Genomic DNA, 16,790 nt, shown 5'->3' with positions numbered 1-16,790 from the left:
CTTCCTGGGTCGAGTCCTGGGATATCAGTGGACTCGATGCGGAAAGGTCCGGATTCGACCCGGAAAGGTCCGGATTCGATCCAGGAAGGTCCGGATTCGACTCTCATCGCGGGACCGGTACCGACGCGAGCGCCGCGGACAGGACCTTGGCGACGTCGACGCCCTCGAGCTCGGCCTCGGGCCGCAGCCCCAGGCGGTGGACGAGGGTCGCGTGGGCCAGCGCCTTCACGTCGTCGGGGGTCACGAAGTCGCGTCCCGAGAGCCAGGCCCAGGCCCGGGCCGCCCGGAGCAGGGCAGTCGCGCCGCGTGGGCTGACCCCGAGGGAGAGCGACGGGGACTCCCGGGTCGCGCGGGCGATGTCGACGATGTAGGTCGCCACCTCGGGCGACACCTGGACGGTCTTGACCGCCACCTGGGCAGCCTCGATGTCGGCTCCCGATGCGACGGGCCGGACGCCTGCCCCGGCGACGTCGCGCGGGTCGAAGCCCTCGGCGTGCCGGGTGAGGATGGCGATCTCGTCGCTGCGCGGCGGCACCGGAAGCACCACCTTGAGGAGGAACCGGTCGAGCTGGGCCTCCGGCAGCGGGTAGGTGCCCTCGTACTCGACGGGGTTCTGGGTCGCGGCGACGAGGAACGGGCGGGGGAGCGGGCGGGTGACGCCGTCGGCGGAGACCTGGCCCTCCTCCATCGCCTCGAGCAGAGCCGACTGCGTCTTGGGCGGGGTCCGGTTGATCTCGTCGGCGAGGAGGAGGTTGGTGAAGACCGGCCCCTCGCGGAAGGTGAGCTGCCCGCCCTGGCCGGTGCTGTCGATGACCAGCGAGCCGGTGATGTCGCCCGGCATCAGGTCGGGGGTGAACTGGACCCGCCGGGTCTCGACGGCGAGCGAGGCCGCGAGGGTGCGGACCAGCAGGGTCTTGGCGGTCCCGGGCACGCCCTCCATCAGCACGTGGCCGCCGCAGAGCAGCGCGACGACCAGGCCCGAGACGGCGGCGTCCTGGCCGACGACGGCCTTGCCGACCTCGTGCCGGACCGCGAGCAGCCGCTCGCGGAGTGCCTGGTCGGCGGGTCCGGTCGGGTGGGCCGGGGTGCCTGGGGTCTCGGTCATCCTCGTCGTACCTCTCTCATCAGCTGCGTGAGCTCCTGGGCGAGCCGGACCAGTGTCGGGTCCGAGTCGGGGGTGGGCGCGGTGGGGGACAGGAGCGCGCCGATCTCCTCCTCGCGCCGCCCGAGGTGACGCGCGACGGCCGAGACGACCTCGGCGGCGCTCGCGCCGCGGCCGAGGCGCAGGTGGTCGGCGATCCGGTGGCGGGCGGCGGCCCGCAGGGCGCCGGCGGCATAGCCGCGGTCGTCGGAGCGTCGGTACATGCGACCGCGGCTCCGGGTGGTCTCGACGGCACGGACCACGACCGGGAGCGGCTCGGACGCGAGCCGGCCGAGGCGGCGGCCGCGCCACAGGATCAGCGCGACACCCGCGAGCGCCGTCAGCCAGAGCGACGGGGCGAGCCAGCCGGGCGCGAACGTCCACAGGCTGACCGCCTCGTCGTCGAGCGCGTCGTCGTACGTCGGGACGTACCAGACCAACCGGTCCCTGCTCCCGAGCAGCCGCAGCGCCACGGCGGCGTTGTCCCCGCGCAGGACCTGGTCGTTGGTGAGCGCCTGGCCGGCACCGAGGTACGACGCGTCGTCGCGACCGTCGGCGAGGACGAAGCCGCCGTCGGAGGGGAAGCAGCCGTTCGCGGTGTCGTAGGCGCGGGCGGAGTCGACCGTGATCGTCAGGTCGTCGAACCGCTGGTCGTCGCAGTCGCCCGTGGTCTCGTCGTCGGCCGGGCCGGCCTCGAGCCGCCGGTCCAGCTCGGCCAGGACGTGATGGGGCGGCTCGACGAGCACCACCTCGGCGCCGGTCGTGTCGTCGCGGAGCCGACGGATCGTGCTCGGGGCGAGCTGGTCGGTGCTGGTGACGACGACGGTCGCGCGGCTGTCGACCTCGAGGTCGTGGAGCGCGTCAGCCGAGCGGACGATCGTGACGTCGACCCCCTCGTCCTCAAGGACCTGGGCGAGCGCCTGAGCGCCGTCGGGGTCGGGGTTCTGCGGGTCCAGCGGGGTCGCGTTGCGCTGCTCGTCGCTGCCCGCCCACACCGCGATGACCAGCGCGAGCACGACCCCGACCCCGACCATGAACCACACCCGGTTGCGGCGCACGAACCCGGCTGGGCGAGCCGCCCCGGCAGCGGGAGCGCCAGGAGCAGCCGGAGCGGGGGCCGGTGGTGCCGTGGTCGTCATCGGGCGCGCTCCCGCCGACCCGCGAGCGCGTCGTCGAGCGCGAGCAGCTCGGTCGCCTGGTCCCGAGTGGCCGGGTGGTCGCCGTAGAGCACGGCGTCGAAGAGGTCAGCGGCGCGGTCGATCGAGGTCCGCTGCCCGAGGAACTCCGCGCCCAGCGCGCCGGCGAGCTCGTGCGCGGTCGCCTGGGGGAGGTCCTCGATCCGGCCCCGCTCGACCTGGCGGACAGCGAGCGCCCGGAACGCGTCGACGAGCGCGTCGTCGTACCGTCCGGCGCCGAGTGCGGCCTCCGCCCGGGCCCGCAGCTCGGCCGCGCTGACGACCTCGCCGGTGAGCGCGGGTGCCCGTTCGGCGCTGGCCTTGGCGGTCCGGCGGGCGCGGGAGACGAGCAGGGCGATGCCGAACGCGAGGGCGAGCAGCACCAGGATCGCGGCGAACGTGCCGAGCGGGGGGAGGTCCTGGGCGGCGCCGAGGCCGTCGTCGAAGAGCCGCTCGATCCAGCGCTGGATCCGTTCGGCGAGGTTGACGTCGTTGTACTCGGGCTTCGCCAGCTCCGTGCCCACCAGCGAGCGCGCCTCGTCGGCGCTCGGGTCGAGCGGCGGGTCGGCGAGCCGGGGCACCACCAGGAGGACGGGGGTCACCGCGGGATCAGCCCGGCCTCACCCATGAGCGTGACGTCGTACGCCTCCTTGCGCATCCGCTGGTCGAGGTACTGCAGCGAGGTGACCGCGGCGGTGAACGGGGCGACGAACGCGTTCTGGATGATCAGCGCGACGGCCTGGCTGACGACGAGGATGACGATCGCGTACTCGGGGGCGAAGACGGGCCCGAGCTGGCCGGCGAAGGACACCGGGGTCGTCAGGATGCTGCCGGCCACGCCGGTGACGAGCGCGGTCAGCAGGCCGATCCCGAGGATCCGCCAGAACTGGCCACGGGTGAGCTGCCAGTTGCGGCCGAACGACCCGAAGACCCCGACGGGCTCCAGCATCAGCGTCGGCGTCGCGAGGAAGACCACCTTGATCCAGAGCCACATCGCGAGCGGGATCGAACCGAGGACGAGGACGATGCCCAGGAGCACGGTGACGAGGACGTCGCCGGTCAGGACGGCGACGAGCACGATCACACCGACGAGCAGCGCGATGGCCAGCAGGCTCACCGCGCCCACCAGCATCGCCTGCCCCAGCAGCCGCCCCCGCTTCCCGTGGGTCGCCGCCCATGCCTCGGCGAGGGTGAGCCGGCGGCCCACGGCGGCAGCGTGCGTGACGTGGGCGATCATCCCGGTCACGAAGATGACACCGAGCTGGGCGGCGTACAGGCCCAGGAGCAGGGAGCCGAAGGACCCGAGAACGCCCAACGCCTCCGCGGTGCTGAGCTCCTCGTTCACCTCGCCGTTGGTGTCGAGGCCGGTGCCGACCGTGAACGCCGTGACCGCGCTGACGACGATCGGGATGACCATCGCTACCGCCGTGACCAGCAGGGCGGCACCGACGGTCGCCTTCGGGTTGAAGCGGATGATCCGGAAGGCACCGTCATAGATGTTGCCGAGCGTGAGCGGCCGCAGCGGGATGGCGCCCGGCTTGTGCGCGGCCCCCAACATCCCCGGCATGCCCGGACGGCCCCCAGGGCCGGGTGCGGGGTAGCTGGGGAGGGGCGGGCGCGGACCGCCCGGCGGCGGGGGAGGGACCGCTCCCGGTGACCGGGCGCCGACGGTCGGCGGGTCCTCGGGTGCCGGCGCGCCCGGCGGGGGGAAGTGGTGCGGTGTCCCGGTCATCCCCCGCATCCTTTCACCCTCGTGGTGGGGGAGCCGTTCCGATTTTGTGGCGCGGCCCGATCTCTGCCAAGATGTCCAGGTTGCTCCGACGGCCACGTCGGGGTGCGGCACATCTTGACTCCTGAATCGGTCCTCCTGCAGTGAGCCTCTTCGGCTCGCTCTGAGCTCGCTCGGCGTCGTCTGTGTGTGTCACGCCTCGTGAGGACCGTTCAGGACAACAAGGCTCGACTTCCCCGAGGGAGACGTGTGTGCCCCAACAAGGCGCGACACGCCCGACCTCGGGGGTCGGAGCGGACACATACCGGTTGAGTTCAGACGAGTAAGGACGAGAGAGACCTATGGCGGGACAGAAGATCCGCATCAGGCTCAAGGCCTATGACCACGAGGTGATCGACACCTCGGCGCGCAAGATCGTGGACACCGTTACCCGTACGGGTGCGAAGGTCGCCGGCCCCGTGCCGCTGCCGACCGAGAAGAACGTCTTCTGTGTCATCCGCTCGCCGCACAAGTACAAGGACTCCCGCGAGCACTTCGAGATGCGCACCCACAAGCGCCTCATCGACATCATCGACCCCACCCCGAAGACCGTCGACAGCCTGATGCGGCTCGATCTGCCGGCCGGCGTCGACATCGAGATCAAGCTCTGAGGTTGTTGAAATGACTGTTGAGCGCAACGTGAAGGGTCTGCTGGGCACCAAGCTCGGCATGACTCAGCTCTGGGACGAGAACAACCGCGTCGTCCCCGTGACCGTCGTGGCTGCCACGACCAACGTGATCACCCAGGTCCGCCAGCCCGAGCCGGACGGCTACAACGCCATCCAGATCGGCTACGGCGAGATCGAGGGCCGCAAGGTCAACCAGCCGCAGGCGGGTCACTTCGCCAAGGCGGGTACGACCCCGCGCCGCCACCTGGTCGAGATCCGCACCGCGGACGCGTCGACCTACACCGTGGGCCAGGAGCTCGCGGTCGACACCTTCGAGCCGGGCACCGTCATCGACGTGACCGGCACGAGCAAGGGCAAGGGCTTCGCCGGTGTCATGAAGCGTCACGGCTTCGCCGGTGTGAGCGCCTCGCACGGTGCCCACCGCAACCACCGCAAGCCGGGCTCGATCGGCGCGTGCGCCACCCCGGGCCGCGTCTTCAAGGGCATGCGGATGGCTGGCCGGATGGGTAGCGACACCGTCACCACCCAGAACGTCACCGTGCACGCCGTCGACGTCGAGAAGGGCCTGATCCTGCTCAAGGGTGCCGTCCCCGGCCCCAAGGGTGGGGTCGTCGTCCTCCGGACCTCTGCGAAGAAGGGCTGATCGACATGGCCAAGAGCACTGCCAAGACCGTGAAGGTCGAGCTTCCCAACGAGATCTTCGACGTCGAGGTCAGCATCCCGCTGATCCACCAGGTCGTCGTCGCGCAGCAGGCTGCTGCTCGTCAGGGCACCCACGCCACCAAGCGTCGCGGCGAGGTCCGCGGCGGTGGCAAGAAGCCCTACAAGCAGAAGGGCACCGGCCGCGCCCGCCAGGGTTCGACCCGGGCGCCGCAGTTCGCCGGCGGTGGCGTCGTCCACGGCCCGCAGCCGCGTGACTACAGCCAGCGGACCCCCAAGAAGATGAAGGCCGCCGCTCTCAAGGGCGCCCTCACCGACCGGGCCCGCAACGACCGGATCCACGTCGTCGAGGGCCTGGTCGCCGGTGAGAAGCCGTCGACCAAGGCGGCTCTCGCCTCGCTGGCCGGTCTCACCGACCGCAACAACTTCCTCGTCGTGCTCGAGCGCGCCGACTCCATCACCTGGCTGTCGCTGCGCAACGCACCCGAGGTGCACCTGGTCGCCGTCGACCAGCTGAACACCTACGACATCCTCGCGGCCGACGACGTCGTGTTCAGCAAGGGCGCGTACGACGCGTTCGTCTCCGGCGCCGCTTACGGCAAGAAGACGGAGGGCGACAAGTGAGCACCCTGCACAAGGACCACCGCGACATCCTGCTCGCGCCGGTGGTGTCGGAGAAGAGCTACAGCCTCCTCGACGCCAACAAGTACACCTTCCTGGTGCACCCGGACGCCAACAAGACCGAGATCAAGATCGCGGTCGAGAAGATCTTCAACGTGAAGGTCACCTCGGTGAACACCCTGAACCGCCAGGGCAAGACGCGTCGTACCAAGTTCGGTACGGGCAAGCGCAAGGACACCAAGCGCGCCATCGTCAGCCTTGCCGAGGGTCACCGCATCGACATCTTCGGAGGACCGAACTGATGGCTATCCGCAAGTACAAGCCGACCACCCCGGGCCGTCGTGGCTCCTCGGTGGCCGACTTCGTCGAGATCACCCGGACCACGCCGGAGAAGTCGCTGACGCGCCCGCTGCCCAAGAAGGGCGGCCGCAACAACCAGGGCCGGATCACCACCCGGCACCAGGGTGGCGGTCACAAGCGCGCCTACCGGATCATCGACTTCCGTCGCTACGACAAGGACGGCGTTCCCGCCAAGGTCGCGCACATCGAGTACGACCCGAACCGCACGGCTCGGATCGCGCTCCTGCACTACGCCGACGGCGAGAAGCGCTACATCATCGCGCCCAAGGACGTCGTCCAGGGCCAGCGCATCGAGTCCGGTGTCACCGCTGACATCAAGCCCGGCAACAACCTGCCGCTGCGCAACATCCCCGTCGGTACGACGATCCACTGCGTGGAGCTGCGTCCGGGGGGCGGCGCCAAGATGGCCCGCTCCGCCGGCAACAGCGCGCAGCTCGTCGCCCGTGAGGGAAGCCGCGCCACGCTGCGTCTGCCCTCGGGCGAGATGCGCTTCGTCGACGTGCGCTGCCGCGCCACCGTCGGTGAGGTCGGCAACGCCGAGCAGTCGAACATCAACTGGGGCAAGGCCGGCCGCATGCGGTGGAAGGGCAAGCGCCCGACCGTCCGCGGTGTCGTCATGAACCCGGTGGACCACCCGCACGGTGGTGGTGAGGGCAAGACGTCCGGTGGTCGCCACCCGGTCTCGCCCTGGGGCAAGCCCGAGGGCCGTACGCGCAAGCGCAAGGCCTCCGACGCCCAGATCATCCGTCGTCGCAAGTCCGGCAAGGGTAGGAAGTAACTGACATGCCTCGTAGCCTGAAGAAGGGCCCCTTCATCGACGGCCACCTCCTCAAGAAGGTGGACGCGGAGAACGAGAAGGGCACGCACAACGTCATCAAGACGTGGTCGCGCCGCTCCATGATCATCCCGTCGATGATCGGCCACACGATCGCGGTGCACGACGGTCGCAAGCACGTCCCGGTCTTCGTGTCCGACTCCATGGTCGGCCACAAGCTGGGCGAGTTCGCGCCCACCCGCACCTACCGCGGCCACGTCAAGGAAGACCGGAAGGGACGCCGTCGATGACTACCACTGACCGTCGGCGCACCAGCGCCCGTCGCGAGTCGCTCCTCGGCGACCAGCCCGGTGCCTTCGCGAGCGCCCGCTACGTCCGGATCACCCCGATGAAGGCCCGCCGGGTCGTCGACCTCGTCCGCGGCCTGCCCGTGGCCGAGGCGCAGGCGATCCTCGCGTTCACGCCGCAGGCGGCCGCCAAGACCGTCGCCAAGGTGCTCGACAGTGCCGTCGCGAACGCCGGGACCACCGAGGGCCTGCCCACTGGTGACCTGGTCGTCTCCGTCTGCCAGGTCGACGAGGGACCCACGATGAAGCGGTGGCGTCCGCGTGCGCAGGGCCGGGCTACCCGGATCAACAAGCGCACGAGCCACATCACCATCGCGGTCCAGCCGGCCGACGCTGTTGCGAAGAAGGGCAAGAAGTAATGGGCCAGAAGATCAACCCGAACGGCTTCCGCCTCGGCATCTCCACCGACCACAAGTCGCGTTGGTACGCCGACAAGCTGTACAAGGCGTACGTCGGCGAGGACGTCGCGATCCGCAAGCTGCTCTCCAAGGGCATGGAGCGGGCCGGCATCGCCAAGGTCGAGATCGAGCGCACCCGTGACCGGGTCCGCGTCGACATCCACACCGCCCGGCCGGGCATCGTCATCGGCCGCCGCGGCGCGGAGGCCGACCGCATCCGCACCGAGCTCGAGAAGCTCACGGGCAAGCAGGTCCAGCTGAACATCCTCGAGGTCAAGAACCCCGAGATCGACGCTCAGCTCGTCGCCCAGGGTGTTGCTGAGCAGCTCTCGGGCCGCGTGCAGTTCCGTCGTGCGATGAAGAAGGCCATGCAGACCTCGATGCGCTCCGGTGCCAAGGGCATCCGGATCCAGTGCTCGGGCCGTCTCAACGGCGCCGAGATGTCGCGTACGGAGTTCTACCGCGAGGGCCGCGTCCCGCTGCACACGCTGCGTGCCGACATCGACTACGGCTTCTACGAGGCCAAGACCACCTTCGGCCGCATCGGCGTGAAGGTCTGGATCTACAAGGGCGAGGTCGCCGGCACCCGTGCCGAGCGCCAGGCCCAGGCCGCTGCCCGCGCCGGTGTCCCCGGCCGCGGTGGCAACAGCGGTCGTCCCAGCCGCGGCGGTGACCGTCCGACCCGCGGGTCGCGCGGCGACCGTCCCACTCGCTCGGACCGCGAGGCTCCCGCCACGGAGACCGCGCCGGCCGAGGCCAGCACCGGAACGTCGACCAACGAGAGCGGGGCCTGAGCCATGTTGATGCCGCGTCGCGTCAAGCACCGCAAGCAGCACCACCCGAAGCGTCGGGGTGCGGCCAAGGGTGGCACCTCGCTCGCGTTCGGTGACTACGGGATCCAGGCGATCGAGGGTCACTACGTGACCAACCGTCAGATCGAGTCCGCTCGTATCGCGATGACCCGTCACATCAAGCGTGGCGGCAAGGTCTGGATCAACATCTACCCGGACCGTCCGCTGACCAAGAAGCCCGCTGAGACCCGGATGGGTTCCGGTAAGGGCTCGCCCGAGTGGTGGGTCGCCAACGTCAAGCCCGGCCGCGTCATGTTCGAGCTCTCCGGTGTTCCGGAGGACGTCGCCCGTGAGGCCATGCGCCGTGCCATCCACAAGCTGCCCATGAAGTGCCGCTTCGTCACCCGAGAGGCTGGTGAGTTCTGATGAGCCAGGACGTGAAGGCCCACGAGCTCGACGAGCTCAACAACATCGACCTCGAGGCCAAGTTGCGCGAGGCCAAGGAGGAGCTGTTCAACCTCCGGTTCCAGGCGGCCACCGGCCAGCTGGAGTCGCACGGTCGGCTTCGCACGGTCAAGAAGGACATCGCCCGGATCTACACCGTGGTGCGCGAGCGCGAGCTCGGGATCCGCACCGCTCCGGGCTCGGAGGAGGAGAGCGCATGAGCACTCAGTCGAACCAGGAGGGGTCTGTGGAGCGCAACTCGCGCAAGACCCGTGAGGGCCTCGTCGTCAGCGACAAGATGGACAAGACCGTTGTCGTGTCCGTCGAGGACCGCGTCAAGCACGCCCTGTACGGCAAGGTCATGCGGCGCAACACGCGCCTCAAGGCTCACGACGAGCAGAACGACTGCGGCGTCGGCGACCGGGTCCTGATCATGGAGACCCGCCCGCTGTCCGCCACGAAGCGCTGGCGCGTCGTCGAGATCCTCGAGCGCGCCAAGTAAATCCAGTTCGGCCAGGCTCACCGCCCCTCAGTGGCGTTGAGAACCGGCACGACAACCAGGAGAAGAAATGATTCAGCAGGAGTCGCGACTCAAGATCGCCGACAACACCGGTGCCAAGGAGATCCTTTGCATCCGGGTTCTCGGCGGCTCGGGTCGTCGCTACGCCGGGATCGGCGACGTCATCGTCGCCACCGTGAAGGACGCGATCCCCGGCGGCAACGTCAAGAAGGGCGACGTCGTCAAGGCCGTCATCGTGCGCACCGTCAAGGAGCGCCGCCGGTCCGACGGCTCGTACATCAAGTTCGACGAGAACGCCGCGGTGATCCTCAAGAACGACGGTGAGCCCCGAGGCACGCGCATCTTCGGCCCCGTGGGCCGCGAGCTGCGCGAGAAGAAGTTCATGAAGATCATCTCGCTCGCACCGGAGGTGCTGTGATGACCGCCCAGAAGAAGGCCCAGAAGGCCCCCAAGATCGCCCTCAAGAAGGGCGACACGGTCAAGGTCATCGCGGGCAAGGACAAGGGCGCCGAGGGCAAGATCATCAAGGTGCTCCGTGAGGAGCAGCGGGTGATCGTCGAGGGCGTCAACCGGATCAAGAAGCACACCAAGGTCGTCAACCAGGGTGGTCGCGCCGGCAACACCGGCGGGATCATCACGACCGAGGCCCCGATCCACGTCTCCAACGTGATGCTCGTCGAGGGCAGCGGCGTGACCCGGATCGCCTACAAGCGTGTCGAGGTCACCAAGCGTCGCCCCGACGGCTCGGAGTACCCCGCGACGCGCAGCGTCCGCATCTCCCGCAAGACCGGGAAGGAAATCTGATGACCGAGACGACTGACGCTCCCGTGGCCGAGAAGGTCACCCCGCGCCTCAAGACCAAGTACCGCGAGGAGATCCTCCCGGCCCTGCGGTCGGAGTTCGAGATCGCCAACGTCATGCAGGTGCCCGGCGTCGTGAAGATCGTCGTCAACATGGGTGTCGGCGAGGCTGCTCGCGACTCGAAGCTCATCGAGGGCGCGATCAAGGACCTGACCGCGATCACCGGTCAGAAGCCGGCCGTGACCAAGGCCCGCAAGTCCATCGCCCAGTTCAAGCTGCGTGAGGGCATGCCGATCGGCGCGCACGTCACGCTGCGCGGCGACCGGATGTGGGAGTTCCTCGACCGCCTGCTGGCGCTCGCGCTGCCGCGTATCCGTGACTTCCGTGGTCTCAACCCGAAGCAGTTCGACGGCCGGGGCAACTACACCTTCGGCCTGACCGAGCAGGTCATGTTCCACGAGATCGACCAGGACAAGGTCGACCGCCAGCGGGGCATGGACATCACGATCGTCACCACGGCCACCAACGACGAGCAGGGTCGCGCGCTGCTGAAGCAGCTCGGCTTCCCCTTCAAGGAGAACTGACATGGCGAAGACTTCGCTCAAGGTCAAGGCCGCGCGCAAGCCCAAGTTCGCGGTCCGCGGCTACACCCGCTGCCAGCGCTGCGGTCGCCCGAAGTCCGTCTACCGCAAGTTCGGCCTGTGCCGGATCTGCCTGCGGGAGATGGCCCACCGGGGCGAGCTGCCCGGCGTCACCAAGTCGAGCTGGTAATCACCACTAACAGCTGAAGGTCCGACCCGCCGAGCGCGGGCGGAAACCGCAGCAGAAGGAAACACACATCATGACGATGACTGACCCGATCGCAGACATGTTGACTCGTCTGCGCAACGCCAACCAGGCGTACCACGACGCGGTGTCGATGCCGTACAGCAAGCTCAAGCAGGGCGTCGCGGAGATCCTCAAGCAGGAGGGCTACATCTCCTCCTTCGACGTGACCGACAACGAGAACGGCGTCGGCCAGGTCCTGACGATCACGCTCAAGTACGGCCGCAACCGCGAGCGGTCGCTCGCCGGGGTGCGCCGCATCAGCAAGCCGGGCCTGCGCGTGTACGCCAAGCACACCGGCCTCCCGAAGGTGCTCGGTGGCCTCGGCGTCGCGATCATCTCGACGAGCCAGGGCCTGCTGACCGACCGTCAGGCCAACCAGAAGGGCGTGGGTGGGGAAGTCCTCGCCTACGTCTGGTAACGAGACCAGGAAGAGAGGCACAGCAAATGTCCCGCATTGGCAAGCTCCCCGTCCCGGTCCCGGCCGGCGTCAACGTGACGCTCGACGGTCCGAGCGTGACGGTCCAGGGTCCCAAGGGCACCCTGTCGCACGTGGTGGCCGCCCCGATCGTGGTGGAGAAGAACGACGAGGACGGCACCCCCGTCCTGGACGTCAAGCGCCCCGACGACGAGCGCATCAGCAAGTCGCTCCACGGGCTCACCCGCACCCTGATCAACAACATGGTCGTGGGCGTGACCGAGGGCTACGAGAAGAAGCTCGAGATCGTGGGCGTCGGTTACCGCGTCCTGTCCAAGGGCCCGACCCAGCTGGAGTTCCAGCTCGGCTACTCCCACCCGATCATCTTCGACGCGCCGGAGGGCATCACCTTCAACGTCGAGGGCCCGACCAAGCTCGGTGTCATCGGTATCGACAAGCAGCAGGTCGGCGAGGTCGCCGCCAACATTCGCAAGCTCCGTAAGCCCGAGCCGTACAAGGGCAAGGGCGTCCGGTACTCCGGCGAGCACGTCCGTCGCAAGGTCGGAAAGGCTGGTAAGTGACCATGGCTATCACCCTCAAGCACCAGCGGCACCTCTCGGCACGCGCGAAGTCGCGCCTGCGCCGTCAGATCCGGGGCCGCAAGACGATCGCCGGTACCGCCGAGCGTCCGCGCATGGTGGTCACCCGGTCGACCAAGCACATCACCGTCCAGGTCGTCGACGACCTGGTCGGCAAGACCCTCGCGTCGGCCTCCACCATGGAGGGCGACCTCCGGTCGTTCGACGGCGACAAGACCGCCAAGGCGAAGAAGGTCGGCGAGCTCGTCGCTGCCCGTGCCAAGGACGCCGGTGTCGACTCGGTCGTCTTCGACCGGGCCGGCAACAAGTACCACGGTCGCATCGCGGCCCTGGCCGACGGCGCCCGCGACGCTGGCCTGACCTTCTGATCGCGATAGCAAGGACTGAGGAGAAATCATGAGCGGACCCCAGCGCGGACAGCGTTCTGGTGGCGACCGCGGCGGACGCGGCGGTCGTGACGACCGTCGTGGCGGCGCGGAGAAGAGCCAGTACGTCGAGCGGGTCGTCGCGATCAACCGAGTTGCCAAGGTCGTGAAGGGTGGTCGTCGCTTCAGCTTCACCGCCCTCGTGATCGTCGGTGACGGTGACGGTCTGGTCGGCGTCGGCTACGGCAAGGCCAAGGAGGTGCCCGCGGCGATCGCCAAGGGCGTCGAGGAGGCGAAGAAGAACTTCTTCCGCGTCCCCCGTATCCAGGGCACCATCCCGCACCCGGTGCAGGGCGAGAAGGCCGCTGGTGTGGTCTTCCTGCGTCCGGCCGCGCCCGGTACCGGTGTGATCGCCGGTGGCCCGGTGCGCGCCGTTCTCGAGTGCGCCGGCATCCACGACGTCCTCAGCAAGTCGCTGGGGTCGTCCAACCAGATCAACATCGTCCACGCGACCGTCGCGGCGCTCCAGATGCTGGAGCAGCCCGAGTCGGTTGCTGCGCGCCGTGGTCTGCCCGTCGAGCACGTCGCCCCGGCGGCGCTCCTCAAGGCCAAGGCCGAGGGGGAGGCCGCTGCCGCGGCCGCCGCCAAGCCTGACGCTGTGGGGGTGAGCTCCTGATGGGTCAGCTCAAGGTCCAGCAGAAGAAGTCGGGCATCGGCTGCAAGCAGAACCAGCGCGACACGCTGCGTTCGCTCGGTCTGAAGCGCATCGGCGACGTGGTCGTCAAGGAGGACCGCCCGGAGATCCGCGGCATGGTCCAGACCGTCCGTCACCTCGTGACGGTCGAGGAGGTCGACTGACATGGGTGCTCTCAAGCTGCACCACCTTCGTCCGGCACCGGGGGCCAAGAAGGCCAAGACCCGCGTGGGCCGTGGTGAGGGGTCCAAGGGCAAGACCGCTGGTCGCGGTACCAAGGGAACCAAGGCGCGCTACCAGGTGCCGGTTGCCTTCGAGGGTGGCCAGATGCCGATCCACATGCGGCTCCCGAAGCTCAAGGGCTTCAAGAACCCGTTCAAGGTGACCTACCAGGTCGTCAACCTCGACCGGATCAGCGCCCTGTACCCGGATGGTGGCGACGTCACCCCCGAGAACCTGGTGGCCCGGGGCGCCGTCCGCAAGGGCGAGCTCGTCAAGGTCCTCGGCCAGGGCGAGCTGACCGTCAAGGTCGCGGTGAGCGCCAACGCCTTCTCGGCCTCCGCCAAGGAGAAGATCGAGAGCGCCGGCGGTTCTGTCACCGTTCTGTGACGCATCGAGAAAGGCGCGGTCGGGCCCTGCCAGCAGCATTGGGCAGGGCAGGCCGCGCCTTTCTCGCATCCTGTTAGGCTTCCCGACGGCCCTCTGGTGAACGAGGCCCCTGGTGAGAAAGAGGACCCTCAGTGCTCAGCGCGTTCCTGAACGCATTCCGGACCCCGGACCTTCGGCGGAAGCTGCTGTTCGTCCTTTTCATCATCTTCATCTTCCGGATGGGTTCGCAGATCCCGGCCCCGGGCGTGCACGTCGCGAACGTGCAGTCCTGCCTCGGTGACGAGGCGAACAACACCGGCATCTACAACCTGATCAACCTGTTCTCCGGCGGCGCGCTGCTCCAGCTCACCGTCTTCGCGCTCGGGATCATGCCGTACATCACGGCGAGCATCATCCTGCAGCTGCTGGTCGTGGTGATCCCGCGCCTCGAGGCCCTCAAGAAGGAGGGCCAGGCGGGTCAGACCAAGATCACGCAGTACACGCGCTACCTGACCCTGGGCCTCGCCGTGCTCCAGGCCACCGGCATCGTCGCGCTCGCGCGCACCGGCAGCCTGCTGCAGTGCGAGAAGCCACTGCTCCACGAGGACTCCACCGCGACGTTCCTCATCATGGTCACCACCATGACCGCCGGCACGGCCGTGATCATGTGGCTCGGCGAGCTCATCACCGAGCGCGGCATCGGCAACGGCATGTCGATCCTCATCTTCTGCCAGGTCGTCGCGACCTTCCCCGCCTCGCTCTGGGAGGTCCAGAAGACGCAGGGCTGGTGGACCTTCGGGGTCGTCATCGCGATCGGTCTCGCGATCGTCGGCGGCGTCATCTTCATCGAGCAGGCGCAGCGCCGGATCCCGGTCCAGTACGCCCGTCGGATGGTCGGTCGCAAGATGTTCGGCGGCAGCTCGACCTACATCCCGCTCAAGGTCAACCAGGCCGGCATCATCCCGGTCATCTTCGCCTCCTCGCTGCTCTACCTGCCGGCGATGGCGGTGCAGTTCAACCAGACGAGCGACGCCGCGTGGGTGTCCTTCATCGCTGACAACTTCGTCACCGGCGACCACCCGCTCTACATGGCGACGTACTTCTTCCTCATCATCTTCTTCACCTACTTCTACGTCTCGATCACCTTCAACCCGCAAGAGGTGGCCGACAACATGAAGAAGTACGGCGGCTTCATCCCCGGGATCCGGGCGGGCAAGCCGACCCAGGACTACCTGTCCTACGTCCTCTCCCGCATCACGCTGCCGGGTGCTCTCTACCTGGGTCTGATCTCCCTCGTCCCGCTGATCGCGCTGGTCCTGATCGACGCCAACCAGAACTTCCCCTTCGGCGGCACGTCCATCCTGATCATGGTTGGCGTCGCCCTCGACACGGTGAAGCAGATCGAGAGCCAGCTCCAGCAGCGCAACTACGAAGGATTCCTGCGTTGAGGCTTCTCATCATGGGCCCCCCTGGTGCTGGCAAGGGCACCCAGGCGGTGGCCCTGTCCGAGCACATCGGCGGCGCCCACATCTCGACCGGCGACATCTTCCGCGCCAACGTCGCGAACGAGACCGAGCTCGGCAAGACCGCCAAGAAGTACATGGACGCCGGTCAGTACGTCCCCGACGAGGTCACCAACGCGATGGTGCGTGACCGGCTCGCGGAGCCGGACGCCGCTGCCTTCGTCCTCGACGGCTACCCGCGCACGGCCGAGCAGGTCACCGTGCTCGACGACATCCTGGCCGGCCTCGGCGCGAGCCTCGACGTCGTGCTCGAGCTCGTGGTCGCGGACCGCGAGGAGCTCATCCAGCGGATGCTCAAGCGCGCCGAGACCAGCGGCCGGGCCGACGACACCGAGGACGTCATCCGGCACCGCCAGGACGTCTACGCCTCCGAGACGGCAGTGCTGCTGCCGATCTATCGCGAGCGCGGCCTGCTCGTCGAGGTCGACGGCGTCGGCACGATCGACGAGGTGCAGGGGCGGATCTTTGCGGCGCTCGACGCCGCCGTTCCGCAGGCCTGACCCGCTCCACGGTGTTCGGGAGCAGTCTGGAGATCAAGTCTCCGGAACAGGTCGAGGTGATGCGCCGGGCCGGTCTGGTGGTCGCGGACGCCCTCGCGGCGGTCCGCGACGCCGTCCGGCCGGGCATCAGCACTGCCCAGCTCGACAAGGTCGCTGAGGACCTGATCCGCTCCCGCGGAGCCGTGCCGTCGTTCCTCGGCTACGGCGAGCCGCCGTTCCCCGCGACGATCTGCGCCTCGGTCAACGAGGCCGTCGTCCACGGGATCCCCGGCCCGCGGGTGCTCGCCGAGGGCGACGTCGTCTCGATCGACTGCGGAGCCATCGTCGACGGCTGGCACGGCGACGCGGCCATCACTGTGGCGGTGGGGGAGGTCCCCGACGACGTCCGGACGCTGATGGCGGTCACCGAGGAGTCCCTGTGGCGCGGCCTGGCCGCGGCCCGGGTGGGCGGCCGGGTCGGTGACATCTCCCACGCGATCGAGCACTACGTGCGTGACCAAGGGGACTACGGGATCGTCGAGGACTACACAGGCCACGGCATCGGCACGGCCATGCACCTGCCGCCGGACGTGCCCAACTACGGCCGCCCCGGTCGTGGCCCGCGCCTCAAGCAGGGCCTGGCGCTCGCGGTCGAGCCGATGGTCACCCTCGGCACCCACCAGACCCGTATCGCCCGGGACGAGTGGACGGTCGTCACGACCGACGGCTCGCTCGCCGCGCACTTCGAGCACACCTTCGCGCTCACCGAGAAGGGCGTGTGGGTCCTCACCGCCCACGACGGTGGTCGGGCAGCCCTCGAGCGCCTCGGCGTCCCGTTCGGTGCCCCTGACGGAGCCGTCTGAGGCCGA

28 protein-coding genes are annotated in these 16,790 nt (G+C 68.8%); 24 read left to right on the top strand and 4 right to left on the bottom strand.

Going from position 1 to position 16,790, the window contains the following annotated elements:
- Positions 1 to 103: 103 nt before the first annotated feature.
- From H0487_RS00395 to H0487_RS00380, 4 genes are read right to left on the bottom strand one after another with little or no spacing between them, the layout of a single operon-like run.
- Entirely contained in the window at positions 104 to 1,105 is a 1,002-nt protein-coding gene (locus H0487_RS00395; RefSeq protein WP_183092244.1) for an AAA family ATPase, read from the bottom strand.
- A complete protein-coding gene (locus H0487_RS00390) occupies positions 1,102 to 2,280 on the bottom strand; it encodes a DUF4350 domain-containing protein (protein WP_183092243.1) in 1,179 nt (392 codons plus the stop codon). Before H0487_RS00390 ends, H0487_RS00395 begins: the two co-directional genes overlap by 4 nt.
- On the bottom strand, positions 2,277 to 2,918 hold the full coding sequence (locus tag H0487_RS24090; protein WP_183092242.1) for a DUF4129 domain-containing protein: 642 nt from the start codon (positions 2,916 to 2,918) through the stop codon (positions 2,277 to 2,279). The genes H0487_RS00390 and H0487_RS24090 overlap by 4 nt, the downstream gene beginning before the upstream one ends.
- Complete coding sequence (locus H0487_RS00380; RefSeq protein WP_183092241.1) at positions 2,915 to 4,048, bottom strand: glycerophosphodiester phosphodiesterase family protein; 1,134 nt, start codon at positions 4,046 to 4,048, stop codon at positions 2,915 to 2,917. Before H0487_RS00380 ends, H0487_RS24090 begins: the two co-directional genes overlap by 4 nt.
- Positions 4,049 to 4,386: 338 nt before the next feature.
- On the opposite strand from H0487_RS00380, the gene rpsJ reads away from it, so the two are divergent.
- The 24 genes from rpsJ (at position 4,387) to map (ending at position 16,784) form a co-directional block, all read left to right on the top strand.
- Complete coding sequence (gene rpsJ / locus H0487_RS00375) at positions 4,387 to 4,695, top strand: 30S ribosomal protein S10 (protein ID WP_007078637.1); 309 nt, start codon at positions 4,387 to 4,389, stop codon at positions 4,693 to 4,695.
- A 10-nt stretch (positions 4,696 to 4,705) separates the two neighbouring features.
- Positions 4,706 to 5,356 (top strand): 50S ribosomal protein L3, encoded by a 651-nt coding sequence (gene rplC / locus H0487_RS00370; protein WP_183092240.1) that lies wholly within the window; start codon positions 4,706 to 4,708, stop codon positions 5,354 to 5,356.
- Positions 5,357 to 5,361: 5 nt separating this feature from the next.
- On the top strand, positions 5,362 to 5,997 hold the full coding sequence (rplD, locus tag H0487_RS00365; RefSeq protein WP_183092239.1) for a 50S ribosomal protein L4: 636 nt from the start codon (positions 5,362 to 5,364) through the stop codon (positions 5,995 to 5,997).
- The gene (rplW, locus tag H0487_RS00360; RefSeq protein WP_183092238.1) at positions 5,994 to 6,296 is read left to right on the top strand and encodes a 50S ribosomal protein L23; all 303 of its coding nucleotides are present in this window, start codon (positions 5,994 to 5,996) and stop codon (positions 6,294 to 6,296) included. Before rplD ends, rplW begins: the two co-directional genes overlap by 4 nt.
- Positions 6,296 to 7,132: a 50S ribosomal protein L2 gene (rplB, locus tag H0487_RS00355; protein WP_183092237.1), complete on the top strand. Its 837-nt coding sequence runs from the start codon at positions 6,296 to 6,298 to the stop codon at positions 7,130 to 7,132. The genes rplW and rplB overlap by 1 nt, the downstream gene beginning before the upstream one ends.
- 5 nt (positions 7,133 to 7,137) lie before the next feature.
- Positions 7,138 to 7,419, top strand: a complete 282-nt coding sequence (rpsS, locus tag H0487_RS00350) for a 30S ribosomal protein S19 (protein ID WP_183092236.1) — start codon at positions 7,138 to 7,140, stop codon at positions 7,417 to 7,419.
- Complete coding sequence (rplV, locus tag H0487_RS00345; RefSeq protein WP_183092235.1) at positions 7,416 to 7,835, top strand: 50S ribosomal protein L22; 420 nt, start codon at positions 7,416 to 7,418, stop codon at positions 7,833 to 7,835. Before rpsS ends, rplV begins: the two co-directional genes overlap by 4 nt.
- On the top strand, positions 7,835 to 8,668 hold the full coding sequence (rpsC, locus tag H0487_RS00340; RefSeq protein ID WP_183092234.1) for a 30S ribosomal protein S3: 834 nt from the start codon (positions 7,835 to 7,837) through the stop codon (positions 8,666 to 8,668). Before rplV ends, rpsC begins: the two co-directional genes overlap by 1 nt.
- A gap of 3 nt (positions 8,669 to 8,671) precedes the next feature.
- Entirely contained in the window at positions 8,672 to 9,091 is a 420-nt protein-coding gene (gene rplP, locus H0487_RS00335) for a 50S ribosomal protein L16 (RefSeq protein WP_149728393.1), read from the top strand.
- Complete coding sequence (gene rpmC / locus H0487_RS00330; protein ID WP_183092233.1) at positions 9,091 to 9,330, top strand: 50S ribosomal protein L29; 240 nt, start codon at positions 9,091 to 9,093, stop codon at positions 9,328 to 9,330. Before rplP ends, rpmC begins: the two co-directional genes overlap by 1 nt.
- Complete coding sequence (gene rpsQ / locus H0487_RS00325; protein WP_183092232.1) at positions 9,327 to 9,611, top strand: 30S ribosomal protein S17; 285 nt, start codon at positions 9,327 to 9,329, stop codon at positions 9,609 to 9,611. Before rpmC ends, rpsQ begins: the two co-directional genes overlap by 4 nt.
- 67 nt (positions 9,612 to 9,678) lie before the next feature.
- Positions 9,679 to 10,047, top strand: coding sequence for a 50S ribosomal protein L14 (gene rplN, locus H0487_RS00320; RefSeq protein ID WP_183092231.1), 369 nt, complete (start codon positions 9,679 to 9,681; stop codon positions 10,045 to 10,047).
- Positions 10,047 to 10,433 carry a 50S ribosomal protein L24 gene (gene rplX / locus H0487_RS00315; RefSeq protein WP_183092230.1) on the top strand — a complete coding sequence of 129 codons (387 nt, stop codon included), beginning with the start codon at positions 10,047 to 10,049 and terminating at the stop codon, positions 10,431 to 10,433. The genes rplN and rplX overlap by 1 nt, the downstream gene beginning before the upstream one ends.
- Entirely contained in the window at positions 10,433 to 11,014 is a 582-nt protein-coding gene (gene rplE / locus H0487_RS00310) for a 50S ribosomal protein L5 (RefSeq protein ID WP_183092229.1), read from the top strand. The genes rplX and rplE overlap by 1 nt, the downstream gene beginning before the upstream one ends.
- A 1-nt stretch (position 11,015) precedes the next feature.
- Positions 11,016 to 11,201 (top strand): type Z 30S ribosomal protein S14, encoded by a 186-nt coding sequence (locus tag H0487_RS00305; RefSeq protein WP_056599702.1) that lies wholly within the window; start codon positions 11,016 to 11,018, stop codon positions 11,199 to 11,201.
- Between the two features lie 70 nt (positions 11,202 to 11,271).
- Positions 11,272 to 11,676 carry a 30S ribosomal protein S8 gene (gene rpsH, locus H0487_RS00300; RefSeq protein ID WP_183092228.1) on the top strand — a complete coding sequence of 135 codons (405 nt, stop codon included), beginning with the start codon at positions 11,272 to 11,274 and terminating at the stop codon, positions 11,674 to 11,676.
- A 26-nt stretch (positions 11,677 to 11,702) separates the two neighbouring features.
- Positions 11,703 to 12,254: a 50S ribosomal protein L6 gene (rplF, locus tag H0487_RS00295; RefSeq protein WP_183092227.1), complete on the top strand. Its 552-nt coding sequence runs from the start codon at positions 11,703 to 11,705 to the stop codon at positions 12,252 to 12,254.
- A 2-nt stretch (positions 12,255 to 12,256) separates the two neighbouring features.
- Complete coding sequence (rplR, locus tag H0487_RS00290; RefSeq protein WP_183092226.1) at positions 12,257 to 12,640, top strand: 50S ribosomal protein L18; 384 nt, start codon at positions 12,257 to 12,259, stop codon at positions 12,638 to 12,640.
- 28 nt (positions 12,641 to 12,668) lie between these two features.
- Positions 12,669 to 13,313 (top strand): 30S ribosomal protein S5, encoded by a 645-nt coding sequence (rpsE, locus tag H0487_RS00285; protein ID WP_183092225.1) that lies wholly within the window; start codon positions 12,669 to 12,671, stop codon positions 13,311 to 13,313.
- The gene (rpmD, locus tag H0487_RS00280; RefSeq protein ID WP_183092224.1) at positions 13,313 to 13,495 is read left to right on the top strand and encodes a 50S ribosomal protein L30; all 183 of its coding nucleotides are present in this window, start codon (positions 13,313 to 13,315) and stop codon (positions 13,493 to 13,495) included. Before rpsE ends, rpmD begins: the two co-directional genes overlap by 1 nt.
- Position 13,496: 1 nt before the next feature.
- On the top strand, positions 13,497 to 13,940 hold the full coding sequence (gene rplO / locus H0487_RS00275) for a 50S ribosomal protein L15 (protein ID WP_183092223.1): 444 nt from the start codon (positions 13,497 to 13,499) through the stop codon (positions 13,938 to 13,940).
- A 131-nt stretch (positions 13,941 to 14,071) separates the two neighbouring features.
- Complete coding sequence (gene secY / locus H0487_RS00270; protein WP_183092222.1) at positions 14,072 to 15,367, top strand: preprotein translocase subunit SecY; 1,296 nt, start codon at positions 14,072 to 14,074, stop codon at positions 15,365 to 15,367.
- The gene (locus H0487_RS00265; protein WP_183092221.1) at positions 15,364 to 15,942 is read left to right on the top strand and encodes an adenylate kinase; all 579 of its coding nucleotides are present in this window, start codon (positions 15,364 to 15,366) and stop codon (positions 15,940 to 15,942) included. The genes secY and H0487_RS00265 overlap by 4 nt, the downstream gene beginning before the upstream one ends.
- A gap of 11 nt (positions 15,943 to 15,953) precedes the next feature.
- Entirely contained in the window at positions 15,954 to 16,784 is an 831-nt protein-coding gene (gene map, locus H0487_RS00260; RefSeq protein WP_183092220.1) for a type I methionyl aminopeptidase, read from the top strand.
- Positions 16,785 to 16,790 lie beyond the last annotated feature (6 nt).

Origin of the sequence: Nocardioides stalactiti (assembly GCF_014180715.1) — a bacterium.
Taxonomy (GTDB): domain Bacteria; phylum Actinomycetota; class Actinomycetes; order Propionibacteriales; family Nocardioidaceae; genus Nocardioides; species Nocardioides stalactiti.
The sequence above is the reverse complement of the archived record's forward strand: the minus strand, read 5'-3'. Positions and strand labels throughout refer to the sequence as shown.

Bases quoted from the DNA above. Each gene is read 5' to 3' on its own strand.
- H0487_RS00395 (WP_183092244.1), bottom strand. From the start codon at position 1,105: ATGACCGAGACCCCAGGCACCCCGGCCCACCCGACCGGACCCGCCGAC.
- H0487_RS00390 (WP_183092243.1), bottom strand. From the start codon at position 2,280: ATGACGACCACGGCACCACCGGCCCCCGCTCCGGCTGCTCCTGGCGCT.
- H0487_RS00380 (WP_183092241.1), bottom strand. From the start codon at position 4,048: ATGACCGGGACACCGCACCACTTCCCCCCGCCGGGCGCGCCGGCACCC.
- rpsJ (WP_007078637.1), top strand. From the start codon at position 4,387: ATGGCGGGACAGAAGATCCGCATCAGGCTCAAGGCCTATGACCACGAG.
- rplC (WP_183092240.1), top strand. From the start codon at position 4,706: ATGACTGTTGAGCGCAACGTGAAGGGTCTGCTGGGCACCAAGCTCGGC.
- rplD (WP_183092239.1), top strand. From the start codon at position 5,362: ATGGCCAAGAGCACTGCCAAGACCGTGAAGGTCGAGCTTCCCAACGAG.
- rplB (WP_183092237.1), top strand. From the start codon at position 6,296: ATGGCTATCCGCAAGTACAAGCCGACCACCCCGGGCCGTCGTGGCTCC.
- rpsS (WP_183092236.1), top strand. From the start codon at position 7,138: ATGCCTCGTAGCCTGAAGAAGGGCCCCTTCATCGACGGCCACCTCCTC.
- rplV (WP_183092235.1), top strand. From the start codon at position 7,416: ATGACTACCACTGACCGTCGGCGCACCAGCGCCCGTCGCGAGTCGCTC.
- rpsC (WP_183092234.1), top strand. From the start codon at position 7,835: ATGGGCCAGAAGATCAACCCGAACGGCTTCCGCCTCGGCATCTCCACC.
- rplP (WP_149728393.1), top strand. From the start codon at position 8,672: ATGTTGATGCCGCGTCGCGTCAAGCACCGCAAGCAGCACCACCCGAAG.
- rpmC (WP_183092233.1), top strand. From the start codon at position 9,091: ATGAGCCAGGACGTGAAGGCCCACGAGCTCGACGAGCTCAACAACATC.
- rpsQ (WP_183092232.1), top strand. From the start codon at position 9,327: ATGAGCACTCAGTCGAACCAGGAGGGGTCTGTGGAGCGCAACTCGCGC.
- rplN (WP_183092231.1), top strand. From the start codon at position 9,679: ATGATTCAGCAGGAGTCGCGACTCAAGATCGCCGACAACACCGGTGCC.
- rplX (WP_183092230.1), top strand. From the start codon at position 10,047: ATGACCGCCCAGAAGAAGGCCCAGAAGGCCCCCAAGATCGCCCTCAAG.
- rplE (WP_183092229.1), top strand. From the start codon at position 10,433: ATGACCGAGACGACTGACGCTCCCGTGGCCGAGAAGGTCACCCCGCGC.
- H0487_RS00305 (WP_056599702.1), top strand. From the start codon at position 11,016: ATGGCGAAGACTTCGCTCAAGGTCAAGGCCGCGCGCAAGCCCAAGTTC.
- rpsH (WP_183092228.1), top strand. From the start codon at position 11,272: ATGACGATGACTGACCCGATCGCAGACATGTTGACTCGTCTGCGCAAC.
- rplF (WP_183092227.1), top strand. From the start codon at position 11,703: ATGTCCCGCATTGGCAAGCTCCCCGTCCCGGTCCCGGCCGGCGTCAAC.
- rplR (WP_183092226.1), top strand. From the start codon at position 12,257: ATGGCTATCACCCTCAAGCACCAGCGGCACCTCTCGGCACGCGCGAAG.
- rpsE (WP_183092225.1), top strand. From the start codon at position 12,669: ATGAGCGGACCCCAGCGCGGACAGCGTTCTGGTGGCGACCGCGGCGGA.
- rpmD (WP_183092224.1), top strand. From the start codon at position 13,313: ATGGGTCAGCTCAAGGTCCAGCAGAAGAAGTCGGGCATCGGCTGCAAG.
- rplO (WP_183092223.1), top strand. From the start codon at position 13,497: ATGGGTGCTCTCAAGCTGCACCACCTTCGTCCGGCACCGGGGGCCAAG.